Source organism: Streptomyces sp. R11 (genome assembly GCF_041051905.1).
Lineage (GTDB): Bacteria > Actinomycetota > Actinomycetes > Streptomycetales > Streptomycetaceae > Streptomyces.
Map to the genome: position 1 here is coordinate 9,425,648 of NZ_CP163432.1, position 11,708 is coordinate 9,437,355.

Below are 11,708 nucleotides of genomic sequence, written 5' to 3' on the forward strand. Positions count from 1 at the left end.
ACTGCGCCACATGGACCGACGGATTTGCGATGGTGGGCTGTGACCAGTGATCTCCCCTCGTTCCTCTGGCCCCGCGTTCTGATCTGGCAAGTACGACGGGGGAAGGCGGCTCGGACGGCAGCAGTTGGATGCCTGTGCCAAGCCGGCTGAACGCGCTCGAGGGTGCGTCATCCTCGGTGAGGCCGCTTGCTCCCGCCGCGGCTGCCAAGGGGCAATGGCACGCACGGGGCCCTGCCGACAGGCCTCATCGCATGGGCGCCTTCACGTGGTGCTCCAGCGTTGTCCCGCTCGTTGCCGACGTTGACACTGATGCCGCGAGCGACGTACGCATGGCACAACTCAGGTCGTTCAAGCATCTGCGTCTCCCCGCAGGGGCAGCCATGTAATTGCCAGCGATCTGGCCCGGAGCGTGGAACCCACTGCTGTCAGGCCGGTGTCGGCTGGGAGGCGGCGCCGCCCTCGCCGAATGGGCCAGTAGTTCCGCGAGAGCCGGCAAAGTCGGCCTCCGATCATGGGCTCGGAGCCGGCCGGGTTCGTGAACGGTACGGTCAACCCAACATGGCCGTCACGTCGAATCGTTTCTTCAGCCACCCGAAACGCTCCATGAGATCCGCAACACGCTGAATTCGAGTCGGATTTACCGTCTCAGGGAATTTCCCTACACGCACAATCGCTGCCGTACTCCTGTCGATTTTGGTGTACTTCGGCAGTATTGCGGTGACGTTCCGGCGGTCGGCGCATTCGTGCTGCGCTTGCTGCATCGCCCGGGTGAACGCAGCTGCGCTATTCGGATACCTTTTTGCCCAATCGGAGGTGCAGGCGTAGCCGGCAATCGGCAGATCTGCCGTGGGCCCCCCGGTGACGTCGTCCAGCTGCTGCGCCCCGAAGTCTTTCTGCGTGCCGGTAATGAACGGTTCAGCCATGACCGCGGCATCCACCTTGCTCTGCGCCAGCGCTCGGCCCATGTCGGGGAAGGGGACTTCGACGAAGGTCACTTCACTCTCGCGGACCTGGTATGTCGAGAGCAGGGAGAGCATGAGGAGATGGAGAACATTGCTGCGGGCATTTACTCCCACCGAGCGACCCTTCAGATCTGCGGCCGAGCGCATATCAGAACCAGGAGCCACCATGAGTCCAAAGCTGTCCCTTACTGCTTGGAATCCGTCGGAGCATAGACGAAGTGCCAAGCCTTCGGTGTGAGCCTGGATAAACGACACGTAATTCCCGAAAGTAATATCCAGATCCTTGTTCAGGCGAGTAATTCCAGCCGCGCCGCCTGGTATGTCCTCGATGCGAACCTGAAGGCCCTCGGCCTTAAATAGGCCATCACGTATTGCCAGGTGCAGTGGGGCAACGTCAATGATTGGTATCGCGCCTACGGTGATCGACGCTTTTTCTGGGGCATGGCCGCTGCCCTGCGGTACAGGTGCAACCTCTTCTTTCGCCGTATGCCCTGGCGAGCCATCGCACGACACGAGGAGTGCTGACGCGCTCATGGCCGAAATACCGGAGAGCAAGTCACGCCGAGGCAAATTGGTAGACATTCCGACTCCAAGCAGGGAACACGTGCGAGTGGTGCGGCAAACGAATGGGAGGCACGGAGAAAGCGGGGAGCCGCAGTGGCAGAAGCTACAGGCCGACCGCTGTCCGGTTGCTGGGCCGTGGCCCCCACCGTTCAGGCATTTGCCTGAACTGCGGACTACGAACGCTGGGCGCCTCCGCTCCTGCTGGGGCGGTTTACGCGCCGCGTCGACCAGGAGATCTGTCGACGGGCCGGCCTGCACGCTCTAGATCACATCTCTACGGAACGCGGTCTGTGAGGGACTCCCGGTAGTCAGCGGCCCGGGCGTCTGTGCTGGTGCTGGCCGCTCCACTCACCAGAAGGTCACTCCCCGGGTGCTCTGACCTGCGCTCATCATCGTTTCGAGCGCTCGAGAGAGGCACGACAGTGAGGTGACAGGGCGATGCAAGAGCCTCCACGCACATTGCTGTCGTTCCTGAAACCTCGTGCGAAGGGCGTGCTGAGATGACCGCTCATGGCCACTCCAGCATTGCAGAGCAATGCTGACCACAGCCGAATCGATCAGGTCGCTGCCTGAGCGATTCCAGCAGGGGGACGAGACCGCTCTGGTGGAGATGTACGCGGAGTACTCCGGCCCCATGTTCGCTGCGGCCTTGAGCCGACTCGGTGATCGCGACATGGCAGCCGAGGCCGTGCAACTGGCCTTTCTCCATGCCTGGCGGGGCGCGGCTGACTTCGACCCCACGCGTGCTCTGCAACCATGGCTCTACGCGATCACGCGCCGCGCCGCTGTCGACGTCTACCGTGCCAACCGGCGGGCGGCAAGCGAGCTCCCCATCGAGGCACTCCCGGACAGGCGCATCTCAGTGGACGCCCAGCCCTTGGAAGAGATCTGGCTGATCTGGGAGGTGCGGCGTGCAGTGGACAGCCTGCACCCCGATGAGCGAGAGGTTCTACGGCTCGCCTACTACGAAGGCATGACCCAGAGCGAAATCGGTCGTGCCCTCGGGTTGCCGCTTGGGACTGTGAAGAGCCGTGCCGCCCGAGCTCAGCGGAAGATCGGCGTACTCCTTTCACACCTGGTGGACGACGATCCCGAGTAGACGTCCCTGACGCGAGGTTGCCATCGGGGCAGAGCGCGCCGTCAAATGCCGCGACTGCATCCCACAGTCGCGGCTTCTCAACTACACGCGCGCGGTCATGGCGGAACGGCAGTATGTACTGGGGTGATCAGGACGGGAGCGCCACACGTGCTGCGATTCAGCGAGCACACGGCCTGCAGCGGCTGGCCCCAGACCGGGGTGGTCGGAGCCGGCGGGCTTGTCACCGTGCCCCATCACCTCGCAGAGTGTATTCAAGCCACTTCGACGAAATTGAGGGTGAAGGACTGAACATCCTTGGCTTGCGCTGCAGAATCACGCTTGGGGTTGATCGGCTCAAGGACAGCAGAAGTGCCGGTATTGGTAAGAAGCAGGTGGTTCCACTCATTCTGGAAGCCGTGGGGGTTGACCTTGCCAGCTCCAAGGTCCTTCCACCGCTGGCTGAATGTTCCGTCGCATGGGTTGAGCACCGCCTTGGCCCTCACTGCCCGAGCCCCCCCGCCCTCTGCACCGCGTTCGACGTCCAGGCACCGGCCAGTGGCCTTGTGGACGATGGACAGGCCATTGTTGATCCTCACCTGAGCCCAGCGCAGCTTCTGAGGAGTGTCAGGGTCGCCTGCAGATGCTCCGCTGAACCTGCGATCCTCCTTGAACTCAGGGACGAAGACCACCGGTGCGTTGTCCGCCGCAGATGACGACGAGAGCATCAGGCCTTTGCCGTTGCTGATGGTCCTGTAGAAGATGGCGGCGGATGCGTTCGACGCCATTGGGCCGGCCACAAGTACCGCGGCGGACGCTGCGACTGAGGCGATCATGGCGCGGCGGATGCCCGAGCCGGACATGGGGGAGTCCTTTCGAGGACATGGCGAGCTGCTTCGTACCTGTAATACGGCCGTTTCGATGAGTCTGGTTCGCGAGAAGTCATGCCTTGATGCGGAAGGATCTTCCACCCTCACTCAGGCGAAGGCATCTCTGAAGGAGGATAAACCGCGCTGCCAGCCCGACATGACTCCGTCTCAGGGCCTCAATTCTGGTACGCCGACACTGAATTCCTGTCAACCTGCTTCGCCTGCGGGGGATACTTGTGACTTCGGGACGATCTTGTAGTTTTGCACCAGTCCGATCAAGCCAGCGAGCATCACCGCAGGCTCGCATGCCTTGCGGCATCCTGCCCGGCCGCTCGGGATGGCAATGTATGCCTCACAGAGCGGACCTGATGACCAGCACCGCACACGCCCTCGGAGACCGCTGCCTGAGGTGAGGGCACTTCCGGACAGCGCCCGGTCCGGCCCCGTTGTGAGGCACGTGACGACGTCATCGGCGCCCTGGTCTGCCCCGCCGGGATGGCCGTGATCATGTACGCTCCCTCCTGCCGGCATCTGGACCCGGGACACTCCGGCCGGGACAGACAGACATCTCGGTGGAGTCCGCTGTCCGCACCCTTGCAGGCTGGACCTCCAACCAACGCTCTGACGTCAAGTCCGACCCGTCCGCTATGAGACCGGCCACCCTCAAGAGATCGTTCCAAGAACTCGGGATTTCCCCCATGTTAGAGAGGGGCAATGCCTCGCTACCTTCCCCTCGGGACTCGTGATGGGCGGCTCCCTTCTAGCTTGGAAACGAAAGGGAGGAACTCATGGAGGCTGCTCTTCAGATCGCGCCTGCAGTCGAAGAGGATGATCTGCTCTTCTCGGAGCCGCTCGCTTACGGCCACGACCGCAAGTCGCCGGTGATTTGTCCTTGGCCCAGGCCGTGTGCGCCGGTAGCTCCGACTGACTAGTCACTTGGGTATGCGGTCATTCTGAGTATGAATAGTGGCCGTGTAGTAGGGGTGCACGCGAAAGCGACACCCCTACTACTCTTCGACGGTTCGAAAGGAGATCGTTAGTCCCGCATTTACTGCGAATTCCGGTTCGTGGCAAATCTGTTGACGATAGCGGGCCATGACACTCCCTCTCCTGCCAAGACGGTGAACCCATGTCGCACGTTGCAACTACACCAACACTCGGTGCCGGGCTCGGATACCGAGCGGAGCTACATAGTGACGTACTGGCCAATACACGACAAATTGACTGGCTCGAAATTATCTCTGAGCAGTATATGAATGCGGCTGTTGACGAGCGTGAGCATCTGCTCGCACTGCGCCGCGAATTTCGCCTGGTGCCTCATGGGGTCAATCTCTCCCTCGGTACTCCGGGTGAGCCGGATTGGGGATATGTCGAGGCATTGGCTGAATTGATCGAAATAATCGATGCGCCTTGGTGTAGTGATCACCTGTGCTTTACGCGCACTGAGAGCGTCGACCTGGCCACGCTGACTCCGCTCCCCCGTTCACGCGCACTGGCCCGCGAACTCGGGTCAAAAGCGCAGCGCATACAGGAGCGTCTCGGCATCCCCTTCATCTGGGAGAACATTGCGTACCACGTGGAGTTCGATTCCGATCTAACGGAAGCGCAGTTTATTTCAGAATTCCTCGAGAGCTGCGACTGTGGGTTGCTGCTAGATCTCACCAACCTATTCATCAACTCGGTGAACCATGACTTCGATCCGTTGGGTTTTCTCGAGACCATACCGCTCGAAAGGGTAGTTCAGGTTCACGTGGCGGGAGGTGTTCGGCAGCCCGCTGTTTTCTATGACACGCATTCTCGGCCGGTTCATGAAGAGGTCTGGAACCTCCTTGAGCGCGTCGCGTCCGAAACTGAACTCAAGGGCGTGCTGCTAGAACGTGATCAAGATTTCCCCGATGACTTTTCTGAAATCCTTCGCGACGTAGGGCGTGCGCGCCATATCATGGAACGAGCTCAAGCAGCAGGGGCTTGATCATGGGATTCATCGAGGCATTTGCATACGTACTCAGCTGTGAGGAACAGCGCCGTGCTCTCTACAGTGATCCCCACCGCGTACAAGCGCATTTTGCGTTGACTGAAGCAGAGCTTGAGACGCTGCTCTCAGCATCGGCCGTGAATGTAGATATTACGGCTGAACTCATACGCGACAAGCGATGGCGGCTCGTGACGTATGTTTTTCCCACTGTCACGCGCCTTCTGGCAGCTGAAGGGGTGAATTTCAACTCAAAGAAATATCTTTCCGAGGTTGTTCCGACTGTCCAAAAAAGTGATGCCGCAGGTCTCATGACGGAGGCCACTGCATTTGTTGAATGGCTAACGCTGCATCCTCCTAATGGTATTCCGGCCGCGATCGTTGATGTGGCCGATCATGAATTGGCGTGCTTCCGGCTGGGGGCGAACCCCCGTGCGGCGGTCGCCGCACGGGAGTGGAGGGAGAACCAAGAAAGGGAATCTGTCGATCGTAAACGGCCATTGGGATTTGAGAAATCGTTGCTCACTGCGTCGCTGACCGTGCGCACCGATACATATCGGTGGGACGTTGTTGAGGCTTGCCAAGGCGGATGGGCGGACATAGGTGTTCAATCGATAGAGCCTCGCGCCACGTCTATTCTCCTGCAAAAAGTTTGGCCCGATGTGCGTCCTGTAATTTCAAGGATTGGTGCAGTAACGCGGTCCATGATCGAGCGCAGTGACGGCACGTGCACTGGCCGAGAAATTGTTCGCTCTGTAAGCACCCATGCCTCTGATGAACGCATACTGGAGACTTTGCGTGCTCTGGTCGCCAGGGGGGTATTGATTCCCAGTCGTGTTCTGGAGTAAGTCCATGGCGTCAGCTCAAGCGTGACACGGTCTGGGAAGTGTCATACTCGGATGATCTTGGTGACCGAAATCCTCGAGCCGGGCTAACGGAACACCCTGTCTCCATCATCAGCTTGCTTGTCCTCGCAGGTCCGTGTCTCATGTGGCGGGTTTGGGCGATGAGTCCAGGCGGCTATCCGACTTGGTGCGGTCAAGCATCACCACCGGAATGAGTTGCGCTCCTGCCGCCCCGGCGCCGGCGGCACTGCCCGGCGTGCAGCACTGTTCTGTTCATGCCAGGAAACCTAGGGGCCGTCCCTAGGGACATCCGCTGCCAAGAGGCAGAGATTGGGGGCATGGCCCGTCCCGGCCTGGGGCGGCGGCACTGAAGGCGATCAAACAAGGGGGCCACTGTGCGCCAGATTCGTGTCCGTCCGCCTCGCCCGGATACCCGTGACAGTCGTCAGCTTGACCTGCGCTCTCCCTCCGGGCGCAGGCTTCCCTACTGACAGGGCATGCGGGATGAGCGGCCGACTTCCGCTCGTGCATGACCTCATCTGTGCTGTTGAACGGACGCCAACTCGACCAGGGAGGCGACATGGCTGGGCTGTCCCCGCTGCCCGGTACGCGTCTGGCTGCTCGCACGGCCCCGCGCGATGGGAGTGTAAGCACTGGTTCCCAGCAGGTCGAGATTCGCGCGCTGGGCGGCCTGGAGATCCGCTGCGACGGAATGGCGGTACGAGTGCTCGGCCGCAGGCAGAGAGCACTGATCACCCGCTTGCTCCTGCACCCGGGCCACGTGGTCGCGACGGCCGCTCTGGTGGAGGCTTTGTGGGGCGACGACGCACCTCCATCAGTCCCGCAAGGGGCACTGCAGAGCCAGGTGTCTCGTCTGCGTACCGTTCTCGGGAGCGCCCGGGAAGCGGTGGTCACCCGTTCGCCTGGCTACCTGCTCGATGCGCGAGCATGCGCCATAGACGTCCGTCAGTTCGAGGAATGCGTCGCCCAGTGTCAGGCCCTGGCCGACCGGGACCCGCACAGTGCCCTGCGATACGCCAATGAAGCATTGCAGCTATGGCGAGGCAGAGCATTTGCGGAATTTGCCGACTCCTTCGCGCAGCCCGAAGCGGTCCGGCTCGAGCAGATGCGGCTGAGCATCGAAGAAGACCGTGTCGAGCTCCTGCTGCGGATCGGCGACACAGCCACAGCCATCGCCGCAGCAGAGTCTCTCTGCAGCCGTGCACCACTACGGGAACGACCGTGTGCCTTGCTCATGAAAGGCCTGGCCCTCGCAGGACGGCAGGGTGAATCTCTTGCCGCCTACCAGCGCATGAGGCAGCGGTTCTCCGAAGAGCTGGGCTCGGAGCCATCGCACGAGCTGCGCCAAGTCCACTTGCAAGTGCTCAGAGATGAGTTGGTGCGGGGTGTAACCGCTGACCAACGACACCAGATACCTACCAGGGACACAGCGTCAGAGCACTCCCTCATCCGCGTTCCTATGCCACTGAGCAGCTTCATCGAGCGACACGACGAACTGAAGATGATCGCTGCCGCGGCGTCCGAGACGCGGGTGCTCTCACTGATCGGCCCAGCAGGCGTGGGAAAGACACGCCTGGCCATCGAACACGTTCAACGGCTTGGCGGCTCTGACGACACTGTATGGGTGGACCTGGCGCCCCGCTGTGAACAGGACGCCGGCGTCGTCGCGTTCCTTCAAGCCATCGGGGAACCGGTCCGCGAGGCTCCATGCCTTACGCAACTCACCGATACGTTGCGTGATCGATCGATCACCCTGATAGTGGACAACTGCGAGCACGTCATCGAAACCGCCGCTCGCACCATCTTGGCCATTACGCGCGCATGTCCCGACGTTCGTATCATCGCCACCAGCCGCGAACGGCTCGCTGTGGAAGGCGAATGCGTACTCCCTGTGGGGCCGCTGTCCACCGAGACCGACACAACAGAACCCTGGAACTCACCTGCTCTGCGACTGCTCACTGCACGGCTGCGTGCGGCAGGAATCCACGAAGATCCCCGCAGCGATGCGCGCTACCGGACACTGGCAAGCATGCTGTGCGAACGCCTTGACGGGCTGCCGCTTGCCCTGGAACTGGCAGGTATCCGGGCGGGTTCCTTCGGCCTCGAAGAGATAGTGAATGCTACAGATCTCCTCAGCCAGCTGTGCGGCCGTCGATCGAGCGAGGAGCGCCACGGCGACATGCGTTCCGCCCTCGCCTGGTCGTACAACTTGCTCGCACCCGATGAGCAACGCCTCCTGCGCCGACTCTCGGTGTTCCCCGGCTGGTTCTCCCTCACCTGGGCAAAGCAGGTCTGCGCTGACGACTCGCTGCCCCTCACGTCCATACCACAGGTGCTGGCATCACTCGTCAACAAGTCTCTTGTCGTCCGGCGTCCGGACCTAGAACCCGGACGCTGTGCTTACAGGATGCTGACGACCATGGCCTGCTTCGCCGACGAGCAGATGCACTTTGCCGGTGAGGCGGAGCGCTTCGAGGATGCCCGTGCCCGCTTCGTCGTGGGCGGGCACCCGACAGTCGAACTCGTCCTCAACACGCTCGTCGCCGAACCTCAGTTCTAGAGCGTGTTGCACAGGCTGTGTTCGGGCAGCGTGAGCGGGTGAGGAAAGTTGTGTGCTCATGATGCGAGGGCGAGGTTGTCCATGTGGGCGACCGCCTGGACTGCGTGATGGAGGACCTCGCCCGCGGTGGCGGCAGGCGTAGTTCTTTATCCGGCCGATGACGTGTTCGGCGCGCGCCGACCTTGCGGTGCGCGGAGTTGTCAGTCCTTTTCGCCCGGGAGCAGATCCCGTCCCGGAGCAGATCCCGTCCCGGGCGGTGTGGTACGGCCATGCCGCAGACGAGGCAGGCGCCGTCACCGAGGGCGGTCACACCTCGCAGTGCCGGCTCAGTCCGGACGTGCGCCAGGCGTGAGCATCTGCGGTGATGCTTGGCACCGGATGCGCGGACGCGATCACCAGCCCAGTGGCGGCGCCGACGATGACCTGCACATTCGCGGAGAACTGAGAGCGGCGGCTGGAGACGGCCACGCTCCGGTCGCGTACCGGAACCAGTGTGTGCCGTCCACGATCCACAGCCGGTCCGCAGCGTCGGCCGGGCGGGCGACGGGCCCGAGCGCAAGCAGCGGCCCAATGCGCTGGATGACCCGGCACACCGTGGAGGAAGAGACGCCGAACAGCAGCCGCAGCGGCCGTATGGTCGGGTTCGTGCGGTAGTACGCGGCGACCACCAGCACCCGCTCGGCCAGCGGCACAGACACGGTCCGCTCCGCAGGTCACGACTCGTGAGCGGCTGTCTGCCCATGACGCGAGGCGAGGTTATGCATATGGGCGAGGGCCTGGACGGTAGCTAGGACTGCTGTTCGATGTCTCCTGCTCCACGTACTGTCGAGTCGTCAAGCGGCTCGAGCGGTTTCGCGTTCGAGTCACTTCCGCCGGTTGACTGCACCGGACCGCTGGGGATTTGGACCCTTCTCTGATCCCAGTCGTGACTGGGACATCTGCATCCTCAGACGCGGTTACTGACCTCTTCTGCGGTTGTCGGCGACGTCTGAGAAGTGGTTCTGGATACTTTCAGTGACGGAGCCACGGAGGGTCACTGCAAGCGCGATCATGAACGGCCTCACGCCGTGAGGAGGATCCCCTTGCGGAGCAGGTAGAAGTTGGCGCGGCAGAACATCTGCCGCTTGATCTGATCTTGCTGTTGTGGAGCTCGACGGCGCCGAAGCTGTAGCGGAGACTGAGTCCGGCGACCACGGCGTCGAGGTCCTAACCGAGGCCGGGGTGACGAATCCGTGCAGGGGGCAATCGTCTGCCTGCACGCGTTCTACCCATTGACCGAGGTCATCGGCCCCGGCGGTCGTTCATCAACTCGGCGAAGGCGCGCACGTGTTCGACAGTTCGGTCGAGGGCGGGCAGCGGGCGGGAATCTGCTTGAGCTGCTGGGCCTAGTCGTCATCGAGCCGGTCGGGCGGCGCGTGATCCAGCTGGTCGCGTCACGCACGGACGGGTCTTGCGGGGCGGCTCGTCCTGTGGGAAGGCATTGCGGAGCCGTTGGACGTACCTTTTCACCACGCCCTCGCCGCCGGGATAGCCGCGCTCGCGGACTTCCTCAAACAGGCCGCGGGCGACGGTGCAGCCTTCCGTCCACCGCTGATGCAGGTAGGGCTTGTAGAGGGTTCGAGGATGCTGCTCCGGCGGGTCACCGTCCGACCAGGAGCTCGTCCGCGGTGGCCGCATTGGCGAGGCGGCGGACGGTGCTGCGGGGGCAGGACCAGTCGGCGAGCGATCGGCCGCAGCCCCCCTCATCCAGCACGGCGTGGACGGCCGCGTGCTGCTCGCGCACCCGGTCAGGTGGCCCGATTGTCATGGTTCATCCAGGGAAGGGGACGCAGACTCCCGGCTCTCCAGGCGCTCGGCGCGACCGGGGCGGGGTTCTCCGGCTCGCGCAGAAGGGCGGGGTGCTGGATGACCGTTTTCTCGACGGCCTCGACCAGGTTTTTCCAGATGTGCACCGGTCCGCGACGTGAATCGCGTCCGGGGCGCCGAGCCGTCCGGCCTCGGCGTAGGCAGTCAACCGGTCACGGCAGATCACCTCGACGCTGGGGGGGGTCGGCGAGCTAGGCGGACACTGTCGCCGTGGCTCGGTCGGGCAGCAAATCATAGGACGACGCGCGTCGATGTACACCAGGCTCGTGCCGTAATTGTGTGTCCCTTGCGCAGGGCAAACTCGTCGATCCCGAGGACCTGCGGTGTGTGCACTTGGGGCTCCGGCATGCGGCGTATCAGCGGCAGGAGTGTCGACCGGCTCGCCGTGACCGCGAGCGTGTTCGCCAGGCGGGTGCCGCCCCGGCCCCCCAACATCAACGGCGACCTGTTGCAGCACCGTCTGCAGCCCGGTGCTTCGCCTTCCCGTGCCAGAAGGTGAGTCCGTCGACCTGCCCGGCGAACGTTGTCCGCTGGCAGGCGCGGCCGCGGCAGCGAAACCGCCGGACCTGTAACTCGAGTTGGGTCACATCGTCGCGGTTGCCGCCGGCCAGCCGGCCGTGCGCGCTCGACAGGACTGGTTCTGCTATTGGGCCCCGCCGTGCCGCGCGAAGGTACGAGGAGTCGATCACCAGCTGTCCTCGACCGCAGCATCTGCAGCAACACCACAGGGAGCTGTCCCAGACGCTGGCATCAGGCCAGGCAGTCAAGCGCCGCCAGCAGGTCGTGCCTGAACCGAAGCCCAACTCCTGCGGCAGGTACTCCCACTCGATGCCGGTATACAGCACGTACAGAGTGAGAGGCGCACTTCAACGGGCATAGCAGCCGGCTGATGCGCCCTTCCACAGCGGGAGACCTCTAACCGACAGGCCTGCTGCCCTAAACCACGTTGTACCTGTGACGACCGAACGTAATCC

7 protein-coding genes and 2 pseudogenes are annotated in these 11,708 nt (G+C 62.9%); 4 read left to right on the forward strand and 5 right to left on the reverse strand.

The window, feature by feature from the left end:
- Window positions 1–548: 548 nt before the first annotated feature.
- Window positions 549–1,544, reverse strand: coding sequence for an ABC transporter substrate-binding protein (locus tag AB5J55_RS43530; protein ID WP_369275890.1), 996 nt, complete (start codon window positions 1,542–1,544; stop codon window positions 549–551).
- A gap of 517 nt (window positions 1,545–2,061) precedes the next feature.
- Here AB5J55_RS43530 and AB5J55_RS43535 point away from each other — a divergent pair.
- Window positions 2,062–2,625 (forward strand): RNA polymerase sigma factor, encoded by a 564-nt coding sequence (locus AB5J55_RS43535; RefSeq protein WP_369275891.1) that lies wholly within the window; start codon window positions 2,062–2,064, stop codon window positions 2,623–2,625.
- 251 nt (window positions 2,626–2,876) lie between these two features.
- On the opposite strand, the gene AB5J55_RS43540 is transcribed toward AB5J55_RS43535, so the two are convergent.
- Window positions 2,877–3,464: a hypothetical protein gene (locus AB5J55_RS43540; RefSeq protein ID WP_369275892.1), complete on the reverse strand. Its 588-nt coding sequence runs from the start codon at window positions 3,462–3,464 to the stop codon at window positions 2,877–2,879.
- A gap of 1,135 nt (window positions 3,465–4,599) precedes the next feature.
- On the opposite strand from AB5J55_RS43540, the gene AB5J55_RS43545 reads away from it, so the two are divergent.
- The 3 genes from AB5J55_RS43545 to AB5J55_RS43555 all read left to right on the forward strand — a co-directional run bounded on the left by AB5J55_RS43545 (window position 4,600) and on the right by AB5J55_RS43555 (window position 8,868).
- On the forward strand, window positions 4,600–5,442 hold the full coding sequence (locus tag AB5J55_RS43545; RefSeq protein WP_369275893.1) for a DUF692 family multinuclear iron-containing protein: 843 nt from the start codon (window positions 4,600–4,602) through the stop codon (window positions 5,440–5,442).
- A gap of 2 nt (window positions 5,443–5,444) precedes the next feature.
- Window positions 5,445–6,290 (forward strand): hypothetical protein, encoded by an 846-nt coding sequence (locus AB5J55_RS43550; RefSeq protein ID WP_369275894.1) that lies wholly within the window; start codon window positions 5,445–5,447, stop codon window positions 6,288–6,290.
- 577 nt (window positions 6,291–6,867) lie between these two features.
- Window positions 6,868–8,868 carry a BTAD domain-containing putative transcriptional regulator gene (locus tag AB5J55_RS43555; RefSeq protein WP_369275895.1) on the forward strand — a complete coding sequence of 667 codons (2,001 nt, stop codon included), beginning with the start codon at window positions 6,868–6,870 and terminating at the stop codon, window positions 8,866–8,868.
- Between the two features lie 56 nt (window positions 8,869–8,924).
- Here AB5J55_RS43555 and AB5J55_RS43560 read toward each other — a convergent pair.
- The 3 genes and pseudogenes from AB5J55_RS43560 to AB5J55_RS43570 form a co-directional block, all read right to left on the reverse strand.
- Window positions 8,925–9,560 (reverse strand): annotated as a pseudogene (locus AB5J55_RS43560) (transposase family protein); the annotation flags it as partial.
- 947 nt (window positions 9,561–10,507) lie between these two features.
- A complete protein-coding gene (locus tag AB5J55_RS43565; RefSeq protein ID WP_369275896.1) occupies window positions 10,508–10,675 on the reverse strand; it encodes a hypothetical protein in 168 nt (55 codons plus the stop codon).
- A gap of 793 nt (window positions 10,676–11,468) precedes the next feature.
- A pseudogene (locus tag AB5J55_RS43570) lies at window positions 11,469–11,585 on the reverse strand (transposase); the annotation flags it as partial.
- Window positions 11,586–11,708: the final 123 nt, after the last annotated feature.

Bases quoted from the DNA above. Each gene is read 5' to 3' on its own strand.
- AB5J55_RS43530 (WP_369275890.1), bottom strand. From the start codon at position 1,544: ATGTCTACCAATTTGCCTCGGCGTGACTTGCTCTCCGGTATTTCGGCC.
- AB5J55_RS43535 (WP_369275891.1), top strand. From the start codon at position 2,062: ATGCTGACCACAGCCGAATCGATCAGGTCGCTGCCTGAGCGATTCCAG.
- AB5J55_RS43540 (WP_369275892.1), bottom strand. From the start codon at position 3,464: ATGTCCGGCTCGGGCATCCGCCGCGCCATGATCGCCTCAGTCGCAGCG.
- AB5J55_RS43545 (WP_369275893.1), top strand. From the start codon at position 4,600: ATGTCGCACGTTGCAACTACACCAACACTCGGTGCCGGGCTCGGATAC.
- AB5J55_RS43550 (WP_369275894.1), top strand. From the start codon at position 5,445: ATGGGATTCATCGAGGCATTTGCATACGTACTCAGCTGTGAGGAACAG.
- AB5J55_RS43555 (WP_369275895.1), top strand. From the start codon at position 6,868: ATGGCTGGGCTGTCCCCGCTGCCCGGTACGCGTCTGGCTGCTCGCACG.
- AB5J55_RS43565 (WP_369275896.1), bottom strand. From the start codon at position 10,675: ATGACAATCGGGCCACCTGACCGGGTGCGCGAGCAGCACGCGGCCGTC.